General features: G+C 39.3%; 18 protein-coding genes and 1 tRNA gene. 4 read left to right on the top strand and 15 right to left on the bottom strand.

Translation table 11 applies throughout. The features are described 5' to 3' along the window. Positions 1–2: 2 nt before the first annotated feature. From mreC to DBX24_RS04980, 3 genes are all read right to left on the bottom strand, one after another. A complete protein-coding gene (gene mreC, locus DBX24_RS04990; protein WP_120489778.1) occupies positions 3–851 on the bottom strand; it encodes a rod shape-determining protein MreC in 849 nt (282 codons plus the stop codon). A gap of 23 nt (positions 852–874) precedes the next feature. Beyond that, a complete protein-coding gene (locus DBX24_RS04985) occupies positions 875–1,900 on the bottom strand; it encodes a rod shape-determining protein (protein ID WP_120489779.1) in 1,026 nt (341 codons plus the stop codon). Between the two features lie 245 nt (positions 1,901–2,145). Further along, complete coding sequence (locus tag DBX24_RS04980) at positions 2,146–2,682, bottom strand: gamma carbonic anhydrase family protein (protein ID WP_160224145.1); 537 nt, start codon at positions 2,680–2,682, stop codon at positions 2,146–2,148. Positions 2,683–2,832: 150 nt separating this feature from the next. Here DBX24_RS04980 and DBX24_RS04975 point away from each other — a divergent pair, with 150 nt between their 5' ends. Further along, positions 2,833–3,714 carry a NifU family protein gene (locus tag DBX24_RS04975; protein ID WP_160224144.1) on the top strand — a complete coding sequence of 294 codons (882 nt, stop codon included), beginning with the start codon at positions 2,833–2,835 and terminating at the stop codon, positions 3,712–3,714. 41 nt (positions 3,715–3,755) lie between these two features. Next, positions 3,756–4,790 (top strand): ferrochelatase, encoded by a 1,035-nt coding sequence (hemH, locus tag DBX24_RS04970; RefSeq protein ID WP_160224703.1) that lies wholly within the window; start codon positions 3,756–3,758, stop codon positions 4,788–4,790. A 68-nt stretch (positions 4,791–4,858) separates the two neighbouring features. On the opposite strand, the gene DBX24_RS04965 is transcribed toward hemH, so the two are convergent. The 4 genes from DBX24_RS04965 to rseP all read right to left on the bottom strand — a co-directional run bounded on the left by DBX24_RS04965 (position 4,859) and on the right by rseP (position 9,019). Further along, the gene (locus tag DBX24_RS04965) at positions 4,859–5,269 is read right to left on the bottom strand and encodes a hypothetical protein (RefSeq protein ID WP_160224143.1); all 411 of its coding nucleotides are present in this window, start codon (positions 5,267–5,269) and stop codon (positions 4,859–4,861) included. A 190-nt stretch (positions 5,270–5,459) separates the two neighbouring features. Then, a complete protein-coding gene (gene lepA / locus DBX24_RS04960) occupies positions 5,460–7,256 on the bottom strand; it encodes a translation elongation factor 4 (protein WP_160224702.1) in 1,797 nt (598 codons plus the stop codon). Between the two features lie 135 nt (positions 7,257–7,391). Next, positions 7,392–7,465: transfer RNA gene (locus DBX24_RS04955), tRNA-Asn, on the bottom strand. Between the two features lie 84 nt (positions 7,466–7,549). Further along, positions 7,550–9,019 carry an RIP metalloprotease RseP gene (gene rseP, locus DBX24_RS04950; protein WP_120489784.1) on the bottom strand — a complete coding sequence of 490 codons (1,470 nt, stop codon included), beginning with the start codon at positions 9,017–9,019 and terminating at the stop codon, positions 7,550–7,552. 241 nt (positions 9,020–9,260) lie between these two features. Here rseP and DBX24_RS04945 point away from each other — a divergent pair, with 241 nt between their 5' ends. After that, on the top strand, positions 9,261–10,328 hold the full coding sequence (locus DBX24_RS04945; RefSeq protein WP_160224142.1) for an arginase family protein: 1,068 nt from the start codon (positions 9,261–9,263) through the stop codon (positions 10,326–10,328). A 21-nt stretch (positions 10,329–10,349) separates the two neighbouring features. Here DBX24_RS04945 and metF read toward each other — a convergent pair whose 3' ends face one another. The 7 genes from metF to DBX24_RS04910 form a co-directional block, all read right to left on the bottom strand. Beyond that, a complete protein-coding gene (gene metF / locus DBX24_RS04940) occupies positions 10,350–11,309 on the bottom strand; it encodes a methylenetetrahydrofolate reductase [NAD(P)H] (RefSeq protein ID WP_120489786.1) in 960 nt (319 codons plus the stop codon). A gap of 109 nt (positions 11,310–11,418) precedes the next feature. Continuing rightward, entirely contained in the window at positions 11,419–12,765 is a 1,347-nt protein-coding gene (locus DBX24_RS04935; protein ID WP_160224141.1) for a quinol:cytochrome C oxidoreductase, read from the bottom strand. 15 nt (positions 12,766–12,780) lie between these two features. Further along, on the bottom strand, positions 12,781–13,467 hold the full coding sequence (locus DBX24_RS04930; protein ID WP_120489788.1) for a c-type cytochrome: 687 nt from the start codon (positions 13,465–13,467) through the stop codon (positions 12,781–12,783). A 1-nt stretch (position 13,468) separates the two neighbouring features. Then, positions 13,469–13,990: a DUF3341 domain-containing protein gene (locus DBX24_RS04925; protein WP_120489856.1), complete on the bottom strand. Its 522-nt coding sequence runs from the start codon at positions 13,988–13,990 to the stop codon at positions 13,469–13,471. Next, positions 13,977–15,371: an NrfD/PsrC family molybdoenzyme membrane anchor subunit gene (nrfD, locus tag DBX24_RS04920; RefSeq protein ID WP_120489789.1), complete on the bottom strand. Its 1,395-nt coding sequence runs from the start codon at positions 15,369–15,371 to the stop codon at positions 13,977–13,979. Before nrfD ends, DBX24_RS04925 begins: the two co-directional genes overlap by 14 nt. A 25-nt stretch (positions 15,372–15,396) precedes the next feature. After that, positions 15,397–18,498, bottom strand: a complete 3,102-nt coding sequence (locus DBX24_RS04915) for a TAT-variant-translocated molybdopterin oxidoreductase (RefSeq protein ID WP_160224140.1) — start codon at positions 18,496–18,498, stop codon at positions 15,397–15,399. Between the two features lie 23 nt (positions 18,499–18,521). Continuing rightward, on the bottom strand, positions 18,522–19,892 hold the full coding sequence (locus DBX24_RS04910) for a cytochrome c3 family protein (protein ID WP_160224139.1): 1,371 nt from the start codon (positions 19,890–19,892) through the stop codon (positions 18,522–18,524). A 475-nt stretch (positions 19,893–20,367) separates the two neighbouring features. On the opposite strand from DBX24_RS04910, the gene DBX24_RS04905 reads away from it, so the two are divergent. Continuing rightward, positions 20,368–20,898 carry an SPOR domain-containing protein gene (locus DBX24_RS04905; RefSeq protein WP_120489792.1) on the top strand — a complete coding sequence of 177 codons (531 nt, stop codon included), beginning with the start codon at positions 20,368–20,370 and terminating at the stop codon, positions 20,896–20,898. 76 nt (positions 20,899–20,974) lie between these two features. Here DBX24_RS04905 and DBX24_RS04900 read toward each other — a convergent pair whose 3' ends face one another. After that, positions 20,975–22,162 carry an endonuclease/exonuclease/phosphatase family protein gene (locus DBX24_RS04900; RefSeq protein WP_160224138.1) on the bottom strand — a complete coding sequence of 396 codons (1,188 nt, stop codon included), beginning with the start codon at positions 22,160–22,162 and terminating at the stop codon, positions 20,975–20,977. Positions 22,163–22,344 lie beyond the last annotated feature (182 nt).

Here is a 22,344-nt window from a genome sequence, read left to right as displayed (position 1 = left end):
TTTTATTCTGCTTTTTGGTGTTTCATTAAACTATCCTGTATAGGCTTCATCTCCTCTCTTTTCAGGTTTTTTACTATAAATACCTTGCTGAGTTTTCCTATTTTCTCGCTTAGCTCCACCGAAATATCCCAAAATCCAGTTTTATTATCTACTTCAAAACCCGCAACGGTTCCAATCATTTTTCCTTGTGGAAATATTGCCGATTTACCATCGGTTACTACGGTATCTCCAACTTTTAAGGATACATACTTAGGGATATCAGCAAGGTGCATCAGCCGAGAGTCTTCCCCATTCCAAGTGAGCGTGCCGAAATATCCTGAGTTTTTCAGTGAAGCATTGATTTTTATCTTATCTACACTTAAAACCGACTGAGCAAGGGAATAATGAGCCGTTGTATTCACCACAATACCCACAACTCCATTAGGAGAAATCACGCCCATATCATCTTCCACCCCATCTTTACTCCCTCGGTTGATGGTAAAATAATTATTTTTCCTATTGATACTGTTATTAATAACATCTCCATCTATAATGGTAAACATCTGCTTCCCCTGAGTGGAGTCTGCTATTACTCGTGGTTTTGATGAAGATGAGTATTCCCTTCCATAGAGCTGCTCCATCAGTTCTTTATTCTGTTTTATGAGCTCTTCATTGGCTTGTTTGAGTTTTAGATAAGACGCTCCCTCATCTATATACCCAGCTATCCAAGCATTAAAAGCCGCGGACTGAGCAGCAATCCACGACCTTTGCATTGTATTCATACAAAACATCAAACTAAGGGAGATGATTTGCAGAAACAGAAAGAATAAAAACAGGCTGTTCTTTGAAAAGAACCTTAGTAATATGCCCATAAAATTCTATACTGAAATTTTGTTTAACCTATAAGGAAATTAAATTTATCCATATTCTTAAGAGCAATGCCTGTACCCCTTACTACGGCTCTTAGAGGGTCTTCTGCTACAAATACTGGCAGTCCTGTTTTCTTATGAAGCCTATCTGCCAAGCCTCTGAGCAAAGCCCCTCCTCCTGCAAGGTAGATTCCTGTTTTCCAAATATCTGCTGCCAATTCTGGTGGGGTCATAGAGAGGGTTTCCATCACAGCATCTTCTATTCTTATAATGGATTTATCCAGAGCTCTTGCAATTTCTCTGTAATTAATCATTATTTCTTTTGGCTTGCCTGTAATAAGGTCTCGTCCTTGCACACTGATATCTTCTAATTCTACATCCAAATCTTCGGTAGCCGAGCCTGCTTCTATCTTAATCCTCTCCGCAGTTTTCTCACCGATATAGAGATTATGATGAGTTCTTAGATAGTATGCAATATCGTTATTGAATACATCTCCTGCGATTTTGACAGACTTATCACACACAATACCACCGAGGGAGACCACTGCAATCTCGGTAGTACCACCACCTATATCTACAATCATATTCCCTTCCGGTTTCTGTACATCTATCCCCACACCTATTGCTGCCGCCATAGGCTCGTAGATAAGGCGTACCTCTTTAGCATTTACCTTTTGAGCAGAATCTTTCACCGCTCTTTTTTCTACTTCTGTAATGCCTGATGGTATACAAATTACAATTTTAAGTGCAGGCTGAAAGAGCTTACCTTTCACAGCTGGAATTTGCTTTATAAACTCACGAATCATATGCTCAGATGCCTGAAAATCTGCGATAACTCCATCTTTCAGTGGTCTAATAGTTTTTATATCCTCGTGGGTTTTCCCCTGCATATGTTTTGCTGGCTCTCCCACAGCTATTGGTTTACCTGTATTACGGTCAATAGCCACTATGGAAGGTTGGTCTATAACGATTTTATTATTGTGGATAATCAGTGTGTTTGCTGTTCCTAAGTCTATTGCAATTTCTTGCGTAAATACATCAAATAACCCCATTTCTCTTTTCTAATTTTTTTAAGATGACAAAGATATAAATTTAAGTGCATTTTAGATATTAGAGCCTACAAAAAATTTGGTTAAATTTTTATTAAACCTACACTAAATGCTATTGAAAATAACTTTTGTTTCTAATAACTATCAAAACTTTGTTTTATTGTTAATCTACATCAGTTTTGATTTTTAAAAAGATTAAAACGCGATGAATCAGACCAAGCCTTTATTTTAAGCAAATATTTCCTGTTTTATTTAATAAAAGTCCCACCCGTCAGGGTATACCAGCTGGCGTATTTTATGTAGCTATCAGCAATGCGGTGGATTTCGTTTTCGAGGAGCTCAGCATTGATGTCTTTTATTTTTTTTGCGGGTATCCCGCCCCATACTTCGCCTGATTTTATGTGGGTACCTTTGGTAACTACGGAGCCTGCACCTACGATGGATTTCTCTTCTATAATACAGTCATCCATCACGATTGCCCCCATTCCGATGAGGACATTGTCTTTTATCGTACAGCCGTGTACTATGGCATTATGCCCGATGGATACATTATTCCCAATGCTTAGTGGAGACTTCTGATAGGTGCAGTGGAGCATTACATTATCCTGAATATTTACTTTGCTCCCGATTTTTATATAATGTACATCGCCACGGATAACGGCATTAAACCACACGCTACAGTTTTCGCCCATTTGTACATCACCAATTACGGTTGCCGTCTCTGCGAGGTAAGTCCCTTTGCCTATCACAGGGCTTTTGCCTAAAACATCTTTTATAAGTGCCATATTTTACAGGTATTTTGAATTTGTTAGATAAATGATTTATCAAGGCTTAAAATCTACCGAACCTAAAATCTAAATTGATAAAGTCTTATGATTCCTTAGCATAAATCTAATAAGTAATCCTTATTTTTGCCCTTCAAAATTAATAATAAAATGCTGAATGTACATATAGAACCTACGGAAAATGCGAATGTAACAAAGTTCGTGGTAGATTATACCCTTATCCCCGGTGGTTTGGAACTGCACAGAGATTCCGACATATCAGAAATACCGCTCGCACAAGAGCTTTTTAAATATCCTTTTATCTCATCAATATTCATCACTGCTAATTTTATTGCAGTAGAGAAAGCCGATAGCGTAGATTGGGAGAGCGTAGCCGAAAGCCTGAGAGAAGTAATACAAGACGAGCTGCTCGCAAACCCAAGAATCTACCGACAAACGAAGAGAAAGGAGCTGTTCCCAATCTATGCAGAGATGACACCCAACCCCAATGTAATGAAATTCGTCTCTCCTAAGCTCATCCTCGATGGGTTTATAGAAGTAAAAGTAGAGAACCGCACGCCAGATGTACCCCTTGCCGAAGCCATCTATAATGAGTTTGATTTCGTTACTCAAGTTTTCGTTTCCGATAATTTTGTGGCAGTTACCCGAAACAGCAGCGTAGAGTGGCACGAAGTGATGAATGCCGTACGAAGCGTCATCGCAGAATACTTGCAAGACGGTGGTAAAGTAACCCATATTGAACCTCAAAAGCACGAAAGCCCAGTAGAGAAAATCATCGAGAGAGACTATACCGAAAAAGAACAGAAAATCGCAGATGTACTCGCGCAGTATGTGGCTCCAGCAGTGGAAAACGACGGAGGGAAAATCTCCCTTATAGATTACGATGAGGAAAATAAAGTAGCTAAAATGCTCCTACAAGGTGCTTGCTCAGGCTGCCCAAGTTCGAGAATTACCCTGAAAAATGGGATAGAAAACATTTTGAAACAGTTCCTACCAGACTTGGTAGAAGTAGTAGAAGCCGTAAACGGATAATAAAATTAATAACCAATACATTACCGACAGGTTTAAATAAAATAATGAGAAGAGGTATTCTACTGGTAAATTTAGGCTCCCCAAAATCTACTTCGGTAGAAGATGTAAAGGAGTATCTGGACGAGTTTCTGATGGACGAAAGAGTCATAGATTACAGATGGTTCTTTCGTTATCTTTTGGTTCGTGGGATTATCTTAAAGACCCGTCCTGCAAAATCCGCAGAGGCATACAAAACCATCTGGACAAGCGAAGGCTCTCCACTTATCGTCTATACCGAAAAAATAAAAACCAAACTTCAGCAAAAGGTAGATATGCCCGTAGAAATAGGGATGAGATATGCCGAGCCCAGCATAGAAACAGGGCTTAGAAAACTCGCCGAGCAAGGTGTAACCGAAGTTATCCTCTTCCCCCTCTATCCACAGTATGCTATGAGTACTACAGAGACCGTTATTGCTAAAGCCGAGGAAGTAAGAAAATTAAAATTCCCTAATCTCAGTATTAAATATGTCGGTTCTTTTTATCAGCAGGAGCTCTATTTAGACTGCCTTGCACAGAGCATTAAAGAAAAACTCCCCGAAGATTTTGATACCCTCCTCTTCTCCTACCACGGCGTTCCAGAGCGGCACCTTCCAAAAGTTGATAAAAAAATAACCTCGCTTATTCCCAACTGGGGTGAAGACCAAGGCAAACCTCTGTATGAAATTGATTACAAACAACAATGTCTTAACACTACCGTAGCCATTGCTTCTCGTCTCAATTTAGATGGAAAGGCTCAGACCAGCTTCCAATCCCGCCTTGGAAAAGATAAATGGATAGAGCCCTATACCGATGCTACCCTTCAAAACCTCCCCAAGCAGGGTAAAAAGAAATTGGTTATTTGCTGCCCTGCATTTGTCTCCGACTGCCTCGAAACCCTCGAAGAAATCTCAGTAGAAGCCCGCTCAATCTTTCTAAACGCAGGAGGAGAAACCTTTCACTACATCTCCTGCCTCAATGATGAAGACCGCTGGATAGATGTTATTAAAGCCTTAGTAAGTGAATCCACTGAAGTAGGAAACCATCAGGAATTATTTTAGTAGATTTTGAAAAGGGATTTATTGGGTGAGGGAAGAAAAATTTAAAATTTTTTCTTCTTACAGTTTATTTAATCATTCAATCTACGATAACAATTTTGATTAGGTAAGTCTACCCCAAAATATCCGACACAAAATTCAAATACACCAACCTTCTTCCAAATATAACCTAAGCCATTACTTTCCGTATCCTGCAAAAGTTCAGGATACATAACCAAGTCTCTATCCAGATTGAGAAAGTATGGAGATTTAAACTCTATTACATCTTCCCTTACACTCCACTCTCCCCTTATTTCAATTACACGCTCTTTACTTTTATTATAAACCGTTCTGTAATATTTGTTATTCTTTTTTAGGTGTATGGTATCAAATGTATTCCTATAGTTTACAGGTGTATAAACTCCTATTAAGTCCTTTTCTGAGTAGCTTCTACACGAAATAAATAATAAAATCATCAGACAAAATACTATTACTCTCTTCATATCATCAGTATTTCAAAACATTAATATAGTTTTAATACACCTCTAACTGCTAAACAACCATCATAAATACTATTAATAAAATCAGTGGTTGCCATAAGTTAATCGCTATAAATGATATATGCTTCTCATTTTTTAATTCTTAATCTAATATAAATCCACAGAAAAACTGTGGATTTTATTGCTGAAAAATTTAATCATTCAACTTCAATACCGCCATAAATGCAGATTGTGGTACTTCTACACGACCAATTTGCTTCATTTTCTTTTTACCTTCTTTCTGCTTTTCGAGGAGTTTTCTCTTTCGGGAAATATCACCACCGTAGCATTTCGCCGTTACATCTTTTCTTAGGGCTTTTATGGTTTCTCGAGCGATGACTTTCGTACCCAAAGCTGCCTGTACGGCAATATCAAACTGCTGTCTTGGGATGAGCTCTCGGAGTTTTTCGCACATCTTTTTTCCAATCGTATAAGCATTTGTATCGTGGATGAGGGAGGAAAGTGCATCTACCATATCGCCATTAATAAGGATATCCATCTTCACTAATTTCGATGGGCGGAAACCGATGGGATGATAATCAAACGATGCATAACCTTTGGAGATGGATTTCAGCCTGTCGTAGAAATCAAACACCACTTCGGAAAGCGGCATATTAAAGATAAGCTCCACACGATCGGAAGTGAGGTAACTTTGATTAACAATCTCTCCTCTTTTCTCAATACAAAGGGTCATTACTGGACCTACAAAGTCGGATTTTGTAATGATTGATGCTTTTATATACGGCTCTTCTACCCTGTCCATCGTCGTTGGATCCATCATCTCCGAAGGGTTATTGATGAGGATAGGCACATCAGGCTCTTTCTTAGTATATCCGTGGTAAGACACATTGGGAACGGTGGTAATGACATTCATTCCAAACTCTCGGTCTAGCCTCTCTTGCACGATTTCCATATGCAACATCCCGAGGAAGCCACAACGGAAACCAAAACCAAGGGCTGCCGAGCTCTCCGCCTCGAAAACAAGGGAAGCATCATTCAGCCTCAGCTTTTCTAACGATGCACGAAGCTCCTCAAAGTCTTCAGACTCTATCGGATATATCCCCGCGAAAACCATTGGCTTCACTTCTTCAAAACCTTCTATTGGGTTCGGTGCAGGGTTCTCAGCAGAAGTAATGGTATCTCCCACTTTCACCTCTCGGGCATCTTTTATTCCAGAGATAATGTAGCCCACATCTCCGCATTTAATCTCCTGCTTAGCGACTTGTTTTAGCTTGAGCGTACCAACTTCATCTGCATCATAGGTACGGTCAGTTGCCATAAATTTCACTTTCTGACCTTTCTTAATACTGCCATTTACCACTTTGAAATAAGCCTCAATCCCTCTAAACGGATTAAAAACAGAGTCAAAAATCAGCGCTTGAAGCGGTGCCTCAGGGTTGCCCTCTGGTGCTGGGATTCTTTCTACAATCTGTTCAAGAAGCTCACGAACGCCTTCACCTGTTTTGCCAGAAACGCGTAAAACATCTTCGGGCTTACAGCCAAGGAGGTTGACAATATCATCTGTAACTTCCTCTGGATTAGCCGAAGGAAGGTCTATTTTATTAAGGATAGGAATAATTTCAAGGTTATTTTCTAACGCGAGATAAAGGTTAGAAATCGTCTGCGCCTGTATGCTCTGCGCTGCATCCACGATGAGCAAAGCCCCCTCGCAAGCCGCTATGGATCGGGAAACTTCATAAGAAAAATCCACATGCCCAGGGGTATCAATCAGGTTGAGGACATATTTCTCGCCCTTGTACTCATAGTCCATCTGTATGGCGTGAGATTTAATGGTAATCCCTCGTTCTTTCTCCAAGTCCATATCATCCAAAGTCTGGGCTTGCAATTCTCTTTGGGTAACGGTATTGGTGTATTCTAAAAGTCTATCTGCCAGGGTAGATTTCCCGTGGTCAATATGTGCAATAATGCAAAAATTCCTAATGTTTTTCATCTTCAAAATCAGTGGTTGCAAAGATAGTTTTTTTCATAGAATATGGGGAGGTTAAGGAGTATTATACGAGCTATTAAGCAAAATAATAAAATAAAAGAGTACCAGTTTTAAAACTGATACTCTATTGAATGAAGGCGCCTTTTGCTGGGCTCGAACCAGCGACCCTCTGATTAACAGTCAGATGCTCTAACCGACTGAGCTAAAAAGGCTACTGTGTTGTTTTCAGTGGTGCAAATGTAAAAACATTATCTATATCTACCAAATTTTAGCTCCACTTTTTTGAAAATATTTTTCTATAATTTTCCTAATATTAATTTAAGTATATCATTCCCAAATACTAAAACCATTAAGCCTAATAGAAAAATAACCCCAATTGTTTGTGCATTCTCTAATACCTTTTGTGGTACGGGCTTTCCAGTAAGTATTTCCCAAAGGGTGAAGAGTACATGCCCACCGTCTAAGCCTGGGATGGGTATCAGGTTGAGGAATGCCAGCCATACGGAGAACATTGCCGTAAAGCTCCAGAAAATCTCCCAGTTGATACTCAAATTTCCTTCTTTGTCTTTGTCTACATTCATCTGATTGATGATGGCAATAGGTCCACCTACATTTTTATAACCTTGAGTCTTAGAGTTGAAGATAATCTTAAACTGCTTTACCTGCATTGTAAGTGCAGAAATCGTTCGGTTAAAGCCTACAGGAACGGATTCTAAGAACGAATACTCCTGCCGAGTTATCACATCCACCTCTGGTATGATATCGATAATCCCTTCCTTACTTACAGGGATATTCAGGGTTTCTGTCGTATTATTTCTTTTAATTTCTACGCTTACGGTTTTGCCTTTATTGGCTCTTATAATGCTTTCAACATCATTAAAAAACGGCGTTTCCTTAGCATTTACAGAGAGGATGAGGTCTCCTTTTTTTAGCCCCGCTTTTGCGGCGTTTCCAATTGCAGAATCTACTACTGGGAGTATTCTCGGGGAGAGATATGCCTGCACTTCTCGGGAACGGATGACCTCCGCAACGCCTTCTTCATTTATGGGGAAGGTCTGCTCTTTACCGTCTCTAAGCACAGTTACTTCATTGCTAAACAAGATATTGATAGCCGCTACTCCGAATCTTTTTTCCTGCTTCCCGTCTATGCTAATGATTTTATCACCCTCTTTAAAGCCCATTTTTTCAGCTGCTTTGGAGGCAGCAATTCCATTATCAAACTTACTGATATCTATATATTTCTCTCCTTTATAGAACGCCAATGCAGAGTAGATAAACCAAGCGAGGAAGAAATTAACCGTAACCCCACCGAGCATTATAATCAGCCTTTGCCAAGCGGGTTTGGAGCGAAATTCCCAGTCTTGAGCGGGCTTTTTCAGCTGCTCGAGGTCCATAGACTCATCTACCATCCCTGCGATTTTCACATAGCCGCCCATAGGTAGCCATCCGATGCCGTATTTCGTGCTTTCTGGGTGCTTGCGCCAGTCATTATCATCTAATTCCGCTATATTAATAGGCACTTCTTTTTTCTCTCCATTTACTTTAATAATCTTTGTATCTGGCTGATTTTTAGAAAAGAATTTAAACTGCCATTTTCCATTAATCTTCTTCATTGCGAAGATAGAGAACCACGCATCAAAGAAGAGGAAGAATTTTTCTGCCCTTGTTTTGAACCACTTTGCAGGGAGGAAGTGCCCCAGCTCGTGGAGGAGGACTAAAATTGAGATTGAAAGTACAAATTGAAAGATTTTCAGTGCTAATTCCATTGAATATTTTTTAATAAAACCGCACAAAAGTACAAATATTTCCTGGGCCAGTGAACGGTATAGTGCCTTTTTTAAAACTTATTAAGAGTATTACCTTTTTATCCAACTTTTTTCAGACTCGAAGAAAAACAGGGAAGCTCCTATTAATATAGTCTTCTAAATAAATCCTCTCTTGGGGAGTTGGTTTTATTTTGCTACTTTCGTGCGGCGAATACGATTGGGAGCATTCGCCTTTGTACTTATGAATTTTGAAGATATTTTTTTAGCTCCGCCAAGCATTAAAACCGAGAAATGGCAGCTCGGAAGCAAGATAAGCCACACGATTGAGGAGGGAGGAATCGCTCTAATCTTCGTCTCAGACCATAGAGGTGGGGGCGGTAGCGCAGAGGTGCACCCCTATAACCTGATGAGGGAGCACCTGTACAGGCTCTCGGGCTATGATTTTGAAGTGCCTATCTGCGATTTGGGCGAGTTGATTTCTGGGAAGGTGCCACAAGATACCCACTATATTTTGCAGGAAATCCTGAGCCTCTGCCATAGAAAAAAGACCCTTCCTGTGGTGATTGGGGGGAGTATTGATCTTACCCATTCGCTATTTTCAGCGCTTAATTTACAAGGTAGAGCGATTGATTATGCTCAAATTTCCAATATATTACATCTTGATGAAGGCGGAAACGAGCTCACTGAATTCAATTTCTTAAACAAAATCCTGACAGAGAAAAGCTCAATGCTCAGGAGCTTCCACCTGCTGGGCTATCAGAAACATTTAAACGATGTAGAGGCATTGAAACTCATCAATGATATTCAGTTTGACCTCCTTCGCCTTTCGGAAATGATGAATATCACCGAAAGAGCAGAACCCTTCCTAAGGAGAGCCAATCTGGTGAGCCTCAATTGCAATGCAGTGGAAAGCTTTGCTGGTGGATTCTCTACCCAACCTCAGATTAATGGGCTGAACAGGCGAGAAATCTGTGCCTATATGAAAGAAATAGGCTTGGGTGAGAATTTAGCCTCTTTCGGACTGTTTAATTTTAATATTCAGTCGAAAAATTTGCTCAATCATCAGCTTCTGGCTCAAATGATTTGGTACCTGATAGAAGGGGTAAATATCCAGAAAACCCACCCCAAAGAACGAAGCTATGAGACCTTCCTCGTGATGATAGATGACACCGAATGGAGCTTTAAAAAAGATAGCTTTAGCGGGCTGTGGTACTTCGGTACTGGCGATAATCCCAAAAACTGGACGCCCTGCGCCCCCCAAGACTACGAAAATGCAAAACGAGGGATTCTTAATAAAAGGTTTAGGTAGCCATCCTAAATCTTTCCCCTACTAAAACAGCTCCTTTGCAATTTTGTAAATATTATCACTCTTGCCCATAGAATAGAAATGCAAAACGGGCACTCCGAAATCTAAAAGCTCCTTGCACTGATGCACCGCCCAGTCTATCCCCACTTGGCGCACAGCATTATTATCACTGCATTTTGCAACTTCATTTATCAGAGGCTCTGGCAGGTCGATCTTAAACGCTTGCGGGAGGAGCTGGAGGTGTTTTTTAGTGGAGACAGGCTTTATGCCAGGAATAATCGGGACGGTGATTCCCATCTCTCTTGCTTTTTTAACAAAATCAAAGTATTTCTGATTATCAAAAAACATCTGGGTTACAATATAATCTGCCCCCATATCTACTTTCTTTTTGAGCATTTGAAGGTCGTAATTGATGGATGGCGCTTCTATATGCTTCTCTGGATAACCCGCCACACCGATACAGAAATCAGTAGCACAGCCTTTATAGCCCGTATCTTCATTGAGATATCTACCGCACCTGAGGGCATCGATCTGCTCAACGAGCTCCGAAGCATAAGAATGCCCACCTAATGCGGGTTTGAAGTATTTTTCACCTTTCATTGCATCCCCCCTTAGAGCAACCACATTCTGAATCCCGAGATACATACAGTCTATAAGGAGATATTCGGTTTCCTCCTTGGTATAGCCTCCACAGAGCAGATGAGGAACGGTATCTACGCTATATTTATACTGAATGGCAGCACAAATCCCCAAAGTACCAGGTCTCATTCTGGTAACCTTTCTCTCTACCAACCCATTCTCCCGCTCAAGGAATATATACTCCTCTCGAGAGGTAGTAACATCTATAAACGGTGGTTTGAACTCCATAAGAGGGTCTATATTCTTATACAAATCAGAAATACCCACACCCTTCTGAGGAGGAACGATTTCAAATGAGAAAAGCGTTTTGCCATCAGCATTCTGTATATGCTCTGTAATCTTCATTTTGATATCATTAAGCCTGCAAATATAATTTCTGCCCCATCAAAAACAAAATCTCCCTTACGAAATGCAAGGGAGACTTCTATTTTCATTATCTTCTTAATTGTGAATATTAGAAAGGATATTCAAATATTTTTGATTCGTGAAGGTAAGGGTTCCCCTCAGGAATGAGTTTCAGTTTAGAGAGTGCAGACATTACCGTTAAGACGAATAAGCCTCCTACAAATAATACAGCTCCTATTTCTAATAGACCGATACCCCAGAAAATACCTACTGTACCCGGCATTACCATATTGAAGTAATCCATCCAGTGCCCGATAAGGATAAACACCGCCATTAGAACCATTACCCAAGCTCTTCTCTTGATGCTTGAACTTACCATTACTGCTAATGGAATAGCAAAGTTGAAAATCAGCATCGGAAGGAATGTCTGGCTGTAATGCTCGAATCTTCCAAAGAAGTAGTTGGATTCCTCAGGTATATTCGCATACCAGTAAAGCATATATTGACAGAACCAAGTATAAGTCCAAAGCATAGCCGTAGCGAAGAGGAATTTACCTAAATCGTGCAAGTGGTTATCATTAAACTGTGGTAAGAAACCTGCTTTATTGAGATAAACACTTATTATCAGGATAACTGCAACAGCAGAAGTAAGGCAGCTTACCATAGAATACCAGATGTACATTGTAGAGTACCAGTGAGGGTCAATAGACATCAACCAGTCCCAAGCCCAAAATGCAGATGCAAAACCGAAGAAAGCGATATAACCTACATTCCAGCTATACATTTTGCTGTAATCTTTTCTGTCCTTAGTTTGATCTAATTTCTTAGAGAGAGATTTCAATTTCCAAAGGAAGAAGATAGACCCGAAAACATATACTATATTTCTGAAAACATAAAGTGGAATATTGAGGAATATCTTTTTCTCAAAAATAATAGAGTCAAAGTGATCGGATTCTGGATCTACAAGACTTGGATCCATCCAATGGAACATATGTGCATTATGAGTAATGTTCAGTACCATTATAAGGAGTAAAAGTGCCCCTCCATAAGGAATGAAAGAAGAAACCGCTTCCATTACTCTAAGTACAATAATTGGCCAACCTGCGTGTGCTACATTCTGAATAGCATAGAAAAACAAAGCACAAGCACTCAAACCAAAAAGGAATACCGCAACAGTGTGAAGCGCTGCCCAAGGACGGTTATGCACCTGATGATGCGCAAGCTCCATATGAGCATCGTGCCCTTTATCCGCGTGGTCTTTTGTATTCTTATCAATTGTTTTTTCGTGGGAATGAGTAGGAGCATTATGACCGCTCTTGTGAGAATCTGCCATCATCTGCTCTATCTGAGCATCATCAATCTTATGATTCATCATATAGCCTGCACCAAAGAGCACAAGCCCCGCTACTAAAAGTACAATTGAAAATAATCTTAATTTAGATGAAAAAGTATACATATTTTTCTCTTTTAATTATTTAGTTTGAGTAGAGTCAGCAACTGGTTTTGCAGCGGCTATTGGGCTACCTGCAAAATCTTTTTGACCTTTAAATTCTTTCATTATATACATTGCCACTCTCCATCTGTCACCAGGTTTTAACTGCCCAGCATAAGAGCCCATAGAGTTTCTACCATAAGAGAGCACATAGTGTACGGAGCCCAATGTAACCTCTCTGTCTTTAAAGTTAGGCACACCTACATAAGCTCCAGATTTCACGATTGAACCTTGACCATCTCCTGCTGTACCGTGGCAAACTGCACAAGTCTTATTATACAAATCCTTACCTCTTGCTACATCCTTATCCAGATTAGAAGCGTTAAGCGGTGAAGCAGTAACCAGTTTAGATGCATCATAACCCTCATTATACTGCGTAGGGCTAAGAGGTCTTGCATCATTTACTTCTACTACTCCGTCCTCATTTTGTGCCACTGTACCATCTACTGGAACTAAGCCTGTAGCTCCATCATTTTTCACGAAAGCAGGTATTTCATTTTTATGATCTACATAAGGGTCTTCAGCTTTCATTAATGGATCGTATGCCACTGGGAAGTACATATCTGGGAAGTAAACCAATGGTGGATTTTCTTTTGGGCCACAAGAAGTAAGTGCCAAAGCAGAAACTCCTAATATTGCAGAAATTTTTATGATATAATTTTTCATATTATGCTTCTTTTACAGAAATTTCTTCAGCTCCTGTTTCTATAAGGAGTTGTTTTATAGTTTCAACATCATCACTCTTAAACTCGATCATAAACTTATCATCAGTAGTTCTTGGATCTGGATTCTGAGCTGGTGCTCCCGGATACATTTTGTTCCTGATGAGATAAGTAACAGACATCATATGTGCGGAGCAGAATACCATAAGCTCAAACATAGGCACTACGAATGCTGGCATATTATGTGCCCAGTCAAACGCTGGCTTACCCCCGATGTTCTGTGGCCAGTCGTGATTCATCATATACCAAGTGGTAATACCCCCTATGAGTAATCCATAAACTGCGTAGATAAAAGCGGCATCAGAGATTCTTGTCTTTTTAAGACCAAGTGCTTTATCTAACCCGTGAACAGGGAATGGAGTATAGACTTCATTAATTTTAATTCCTTTATCGCTAAACGCTTTTACTCCTGCCATTAAATCATCATCATCGGCGTAAATTCCGTATATAGTTTTAGTGGTGCTCATCTCCTTCTTTTGCTTTATAAGTTTCACCTGAAATTTTCAAAATAGATTTTAGTTCCGCCTGTGCAATTACTGGGAAAGTTCTTGCGTAGAGTAGGAATAAAATTCCGAAGAATCCAATAGTTCCAAGATATGTACCCACATCTATAATCGTTGGTTTAAACATAGTCCAAGAACCTGGTAAGTAATCCCTTGAAAGGTTGATTACGATAATATCAAAACGCTCAAACCACATACCGATATTAATAACCAATGCAATGAGGAATGTAGCTATAATATTTGTTCTCACTTTTTTGAACCAGAATGCTGCTGGTACTACAAGGTTACAGATAATAAGTGCCCAGAATGCCCACCAGTAAGGTCCAGTTGCTGCACCTGGAGAGAGGTATACAAAGTCTTCATATCTTGAACCAGAATACCACGCGATGAAATATTCACAAGCATAAGCCACAGTAACCATACCTCCTGTTACAATGATGACGATATTCATAATCTCAATATGATACTTGGTGATATAATCTTCCAAGTGGCAAACTTTTCTCGCTACCAAGAGGAGCGTCTGTACCATTGCAAACCCTGAGAATACCGCACCAGCAACGAAGTAAGGAGGATAAATTGTAGAGTGCCACCCTTTAATCACCGATGTGGAGAAGTCAAAGGATACCGTAGTGTGTACTGAGAATACAAGCGGAGTTGCCAAACCTGCCAATACCAATGACACCTCTTCAAATCTCTGCCAGTGTTTTGCTTTTCCTCCCCAGCCAAATGCAAGGAAAGTATACATTGTCTTAGTAAATGGAGTTTTGGCTCTGTCTCTAATCATCGCAAAGTCTGGAATAAGACCGATGAACCAGAAGACTACCGATACTGAGAAGTATGTAGAAATCGCAAATACATCCCAAAGGAGTGGAGAGTTAAAGTTCGTCCAAAGAGAACCGTATTGGTTTGGAAGAGGGAATACCCAATAACCTAACCACGGTCTCCCCATATGTATTACAGGGAAGATTGCTGCCTGTACTACGGCGAAAATCGTCATTGCCTCTGCGGAGCGGTTTACGGACATTCTCCATCTCTGTCTAAATAATAATAATACTGCGGAGATCAATGTTCCTGCGTGACCAATACCTACCCACCACACGAAGTTGGTAATATCCCAACCCCAGTTTACGGTTCGGTTCAATCCCCACGCTCCAATACCTGTACCTATGGTGTAAGCAATACAGCCAAATCCATAAATGAAAAGAACCAATGATGCGTATAAAGAAATCCACCATAATTTACCAGCTCTTTCCTCAATAGGTCTTGCAATATCTTCTGTGATATCACGATAGGTCTTATGTCCTTTAATTAAGGGTACCCTAATCGGGGCTTCGTAATGTGACATTTTTTAGCTTATTATTATTTAAACTTTAATTTTCTACTCCGTTATTTCTCACTTTTGTATGATAGAATACATTTGGTCTTGCACCTAATTCTTCTAATAGGTAGTATCTTCTATCACTTGCAAACAGTTCTCTTACCTTAGAATCTTTGTCGTTCATATCTCCAAAGACCATAGCACCGGAAGAACAAGCTGCTGAACAAGCACAAGAATCCTGGAATTCCTGGTCTGTTACTTTTCTGCCCTCTTTCTTAGCTTTTAAGATAGTAGCCTGAGTTTCTTGGATACAAAGAGAACATTTCTCCATCACCCCTCTTGTTCTTACCACTACATCAGGGTTAAGAACCATTCTACCGAGGTCGTTGTTCATTTGGTAGTCAAACTTATCGTTCATTGCATAGTTGAACCAGTTGAACCTCCTCACTTTGTATGGACAGTTGTTTGCACAATATCTGGTACCCACACATCTGTTATACGCCATTTGGTTCTGACCTTGCTTACCGTGTGAAGTCGCCGCTACTGGGCATACATTCTCACAAGGTGCATTATTACAGTGCTGGCACATCACAGGCTGGAAGATCACTTTTGGATTTTCCGCTGCGTGGTTTAAGATACCTCCATCTGTAAATGCGTTACCATACATACCTGGAACATCAAGACCTCCAGCTACTGCTTCCTCAGGCGTTAATTTTCCGTCTTTATCAGTATCCAAGTTTTCTGGAATATCAGCAGAGTAGTAACGGTCAATTCTCAACCAGTACATATCTCTTGACATTCTCATCTCCTGCTTACCTACTACAGGAGTATTATTCTCTGCTTGGCAGGCAATGATACAAGCACCACATCCTGTACAAGCATTAAGGTCTATTGAGAGATTGAAGTGATGACCATCTGTATCATCATAAGAATCCCAAAGGGTGATTTTTTCAGCAGGTAGAGAGCCATTAAGCGTATGATATTCCAATGGCTTATTCCAACCTTTTTTAGGGTCATCAAACGGCACATTAATGAAGTCATTAAGGCTTACTTCTTTCGCGATATCATAACGACCCATTAATGTATTCTGGAGCTGCATTCCAGCGAATTCATAGTCTTCGCCTGTTTTTTCAATCTTAATATTATTGATATTAAAGTTTACCCCATCAAAGAGTGGATAAGCATTAATACCTGTAGCAGCTACTTTACCTGAATTTTTCTTACCATAACCAAGAGCGATACCTAAAGAACCATCTGCCTGACCAGGCTGAATAAATACAGGAACATCTTTCAGTATAACTTTTCCATTTACGGAGAGGTTTACTTTATCTCCATCGAGCTGCATTCTTGCATTGAGTTTATTCTTAATACCGAGTTTCTCTGCATCTTTTGGAGAAATGGTCAAGTAATTATCCCAAGAAAGTCTCGTAATAGGATCTGGAAGCTCCATAAGCCAAGGGTTATTAGCCTGAGTACCATCTCCGATAGAATTTGTATATAATGTTAATTCAAAGTCTGTGGCTTTAAATGATGCTATTTCATTTATCGCAGCTTCTGCATCTCCACCAGTATAAGAAAGTCTTCCAGCAATATTTGGAGTTTCATTAATACCGTGATATAAAGCCTGATTAAATGTAGCATTATGCAAGATAGTCGTAGCATTAGCTTTTAAATAATCGTAATAATTATTCGCTTCGCTATCTTTTCCATTAATCCAAACCAGTAGAGATTCTTCTAATTGTCTTGGCTTAAATATTTTTTGGATTGTAGGCTGGGTAAGCGCATAAACTCCTGTCTGTGGAGCGATATCTCCCCAAGATTCTAACCAGTTCGCTACTGGGATTACCGCTTTGGAAATATCATAAACCTCGTGTTTTTTATCACAGAAAGAGATGATATTTTTAGCTTTGGTAGCTGCGGTTTTAAATGCTTCCCCTTGGTTGGAAGAATATATCGGGTTTACATTATTAATGATTAGCGTATCTACCTCACCAGCATTAAGCCAAGAGAGCAATTGCTTATATCTTTCCCCATCATACTCTTTAAGGAAGCAAGCCTCACCAGTAAATGCACTTGATGCAAGTTTTTGGTTGATTAAGTGAGAAAGAACGATAGCCGCCTTAGAACCATCTGCTAAAACAACAGCTTTATTACCTTTTGCTTTAAGCTCTTTTAGTATTTCTTTTGCCTCCTTGTTAGAAGTTTCTCCATCAAGTCCTTTATAAACCTCTACCAATGTATTGAGAACCGCACTTGGTTTTAGTCTGTATCTTGTATCAGCATTAGCTCCTGTTAGAGACATATTAGCTTCTACTTGGATGTGCCTTAGCATTCCCTTACCTGGTTTTCTCGCTTCTGCATAAGAATGCTCTAAGCTCTGACCATTAAACATCTCCAAGAAATCTGCTTGGAAGGATACTACCAATTCTGCTTTTGTAAGGTCATAAACAGGCAATGCTCTCATTCCGAAAACTTCCTGTGCAGCATCAAGATTTGCAGCGAGTGGGATTGCATCATATATCACCAATTCTGCTGTAGGATATTTCTCTTTGAAATCTGCAAACAGCTTCTTAAATGTAGGAGAAGGTAATGAGTGGGAGAGAAGAACAATCTTCTTACCACTTGCCGATGCTCCCTCTAAGGACTTCAATGCGTAAGTATCAAGTGCATCAAAGGTTGCGTCTTTCTTATCGAGTTTAGGTTGTTTTACCTTATCATTATCATAAAGTGAAAGCACAGAAGCCTGAGCTCTTGTATTGGTACAACCGAAACCTTTTGCAGCAGGATTTGGATTAATTTTAATAGGCCTTCCCTCTCTTGTTTTTACTAAAACGCTCGCAAAGTCATACCCATCATAGTAAGCCGAAGCGTAATAGTTAGGAACACCCGGTATAATATTATGCGGTTTTACCACATAAGGAATTGTCTTAATCACTGGCGATTCACAAGCCGCTAATGCAACAGCTGCAGTGGAGAAACCAGCTATTTTAAGGAAATCTCTTCGTGAAGTGAGAGGAGTATTTGCATTTTCCTCAGCAGCGTTTATTTCATCTACTGGGATTTCCTCTATAAACTCTTTCTGAGCCAACTTCTGTGTAAGCGTTGGGTCTTTTAGTTCGTGAATACTTCTGAATTGTATTTTATTTGAAGCCATTTATACTTCTAATTTTTTCGTTATTAATAATGACATTTACCACATTCAAGTCCTCCGATAGCATCTACCGTAATCTTACCTTGAGATTTAGGATATTGTTTCTTAAGTTTATCGTGCAGCTTCGCAAAATATTCTTTATTATATCCGTTGGTCATATCTACCTCTGTAGTTCTGTGGCATTCTATACACCATCCCATCGTAAAATCATTTGCCATTTGTACCACATTCATTTCATCTACTTTGCCGTGGCAAGCTTTACAAACAACATCTATTTTATCATTAGGGTTTTTCTTGTTATGAGAATCAATAATCGCTTTCTCTCCTGCCACCACATGCTGAGCGTGATTGAAGAATACAAAATCTGGCATATTATGGATTCTCACCCATTGTACAGGTTTTGTTTTCCCTGTGTAGGACTGGCTACCTGCATCCCAACCTGTAGCTTGGTAGATTTTCTGAATCTCACCATCATAGAATTCTTTTGTTTTTCCTGGCTCGATATAAGCCCCTTTGTATTCTGAAATACCTCTGTGGCAGTTCATACAAACATTCATAGACGGGATTTCGGAGACCTTGCCATATTTAGCCCCAGAGTGGCAAAGCTGGCAATCAATATTATTCTCTCCCACGTGAATTTTATGCGAGAAGTAAATCGGTTGTTCTGGTTTATATCCTTTATAAACTCCAATCCACATCAGCCAGTTCCAAACTCCATAGAGCGCTACCACTGCCAATACGGTCATCAAACCATTACCTACGAGGTTAAATCTATTATAAAGGTGCTCTACCTTTCTTGCTCTCTCAGGGTCCAAGTTACCTGACCTTTGAAGTTTGATAAGCCCTCTTAACCTGAGCAGAACCCAGATAAGCAAGCCCACAACCGCAAGTAGAGAACCTATAATCAATTTAGACTGTAAATCCGCTTTGCTTTCCTGTGCTAATTCTTCATTTGCCTGTTTTGCACCTTCTGGAGCTGCAGCTGGTTTTGCTGGCTCTGGTGCAGGAGGGTTAGAAGTATAAGCCAATATATCATCTATATCCTTCTCAGAAAGATTAGGAAACGGAGACATTGGGATTTTGTTAAACTTCTCAAACACCTCATTAGCGTATTTATCTCCTGAGTTTACTACATCCATAGAATTAACAATCCACTTGTGTAGCCAATCTTTCCCAAGACCGTGTTCTTTTTCTAATCGCTCTACAACTCCTCCTAATGACGGACCTACCAACTGCTTATCCAATGCGTGGCAAGCAGCACAATTGGTTTTAAACAAAGTCTCCCCGTTTTTAGGATCACCTGTAGCGGCATCTTGCGCGTAAATAGAAGCACTCGTAGATAGCAATAGACCTATTGCTACCAATGCTTTCCTGTAATGCTTTCTCCAACTAATCATTTATAGTAAAATTGGGTTATGAAAAAAATGAATTTTATTTCTCACCGGCAAAAATATAACATTTAACAGAAAATTAAGAGACCCCCACCTCCTGTTTCCTTATATGAGTTAAATTTGTATGTAGTCTAAATTGTAAGCGCACTTTATTTACATTAAAAATCAATAAATTAAATAAACACACAAGCATTATCAAACTGTTAATTATAATAAAGATTTTTAACTAAAAACCTCTTTATAAAATATTCAAAAATATTAACCTTCACCATCTAAATCCTCAAAACACACCAAAATGGTACAATGATAAAAGGAGATCTGAACAAAATTACAAAACTCATAATAATTCATTCTGATAAGCACATCTTTTATCTATATTTCTATATATCCCTTATAAAAAAATTAGGTCTCAATCTTTAAGAGCTCAGAACTCCTATAATATATCAAATTTATTATTATTTTTGCTCAAAATATTTTCGTGATGAAGAAATTAATATTAGCTCTCAGCCTTAATCTATCCTCATTTTTTATTTTCAGCACCGCTCAAACGGTAACGAAGGTGGATACAATAAACGGAACCCCACTAACGATAACCGCAAGCCCAAAAGTAAGTGAACTGATAAACAAAATGGATAGCAATAACTGTAAAAGGTCAACAAATGATAGTAGTTTTTCCTATACAGATGACTTAGACTCAAGAAGAATATCCGTTCCGAAAAGGAAGCTCTCTACTGCTGAGATTTGCAGGCAAAACCCACGAGTATTGGGCTACAAGATACAAGTAGCGGTAGTAAAAAGCAATAAAGAAGCAAATGAAATAAAGGCGAGTTTTAGACAGAAATTCCCACATACAAAAACGATAGTAGACGCCTCCCTAAGACCTAATTATAAAATTTTAGCGGGGAGCTACTTTACAAAAGAAAGCGCTTCGGGGGATTTAAAAAGTATAAAGGCGCATTTTAAATCCGCAGTAGCTGTACAATACTACATCTTCTGCGAGGAAGGAAAATAAAAAGTAACCTAACAAAAAAAAATGCTTGCTGAATCTATTCTCAGCAAGCATTTTTTATACAGTAAAACATTAAATTCTATTTAGAAAACTCCCTTTGGAGAACCGTAAATGCTGGGAAGTGGTCGCTATACCCACCTGTATATTGATCTCCTGCCCAAGAACGGAAAGGATACCCCTTATACTGCCCAGAATCTGTAATAAGATAAGACGGTGCAAAAATGTTGGTAGTAAACATAGCGTAGGTTTTCTTATCCTTATTCTGAACGAGATTTTTAGTCATAATAATCTGATCAAACATATTAGGTGCATCTCTGTAAGCATAAGATGCCACACCATTTTTGAAGAGCTTCCACATAGGGTTGAAGTAAGGAGAAGTCTCAGAGAGGTCTTTCTCTCTACCCACAGCACCTAAATATTTAGTGATACTCTCATTATCGGGGTCATCATTAAAGTCTCCCATTGCTAATATTTTTATACCTGGGATTTCTGCTCTCAGCCTGTCCATCTCTTCTTTTAGATAGACCGCAGCTGCGTTTCTCTTAGGATTAGAAGCCGTACCCCCTCTCCTCGATGGCCAGTGGTTCATTATAACTGCGATTTTCTCACCGTCTAACAGCCCTTGAACGATTAATAAATCACGAGTATATTCTCTCTTACCATCTTCTCTGTAGATTTTCATCTCCTTTTTGGAAATTTTAATAGGCAGAAACCTTTTCTTCTGATAAATAATTGCTACATCTATCCCCCTTGCATCATAGGAATTATAATGAGCTACACCGTAATCATACCTTGCGAGAGCGGGCTGCTTGGTAAGTTCTTCCACCACTTGTCTGTTTTCTACCTCTATAAGCCCGACTATCACAGGTGCAGTATTCGTATATTTTCTACCGAGGTCTGAAATCACTTTTGCAAGCCTTCCCATTTTATCATCATAGAGTTTTTTATCCCATTTTTTAGGGCTTAGTGGAGTAAAATCATCACTTAAAATCTGTTTTCTCACTACTTTTTTACCGATAAGCTTCTCATCGCTCCACTCTCCTCTGTATTCTTCCGTAACAGGGAGATATTGCAATGAATCTAATGGTACACTCCTATGAAAAGCAGGATTATCGGGAGATAAAGTACCATCTATATAATCAGCAGACGGATAAATATCCCATAGATTCTCCACATTCATAAAACCAATTGCAGCACGCTGAACTTGTTTTTGCTGAGCCTGCATAAGTGTAAAACTTAACAGCCCGAATAATACATACTTCTTCATCTTTAAAAATGTTAAATGTTATCAGAAATGATAATTAACTCCTACATTAATTATCCCCTTATAAATTGTGGCAAAATTAATAAAATAGAGATTTATCTTGAAGTTTTAGCATTGGTTTTTTAGTATTGATACCATAGCTAAAATGTTAATAGAAATTAACGATATTCAAAAATAGATTTATC

Source organism: Bergeyella cardium, from assembly GCF_009914665.1.
Taxonomy (GTDB): domain Bacteria; phylum Bacteroidota; class Bacteroidia; order Flavobacteriales; family Weeksellaceae; genus Bergeyella_A; species Bergeyella_A cardium.
The sequence above is the reverse complement of the archived record's forward strand: the minus strand, read 5'-3'. Positions and strand labels throughout refer to the sequence as shown.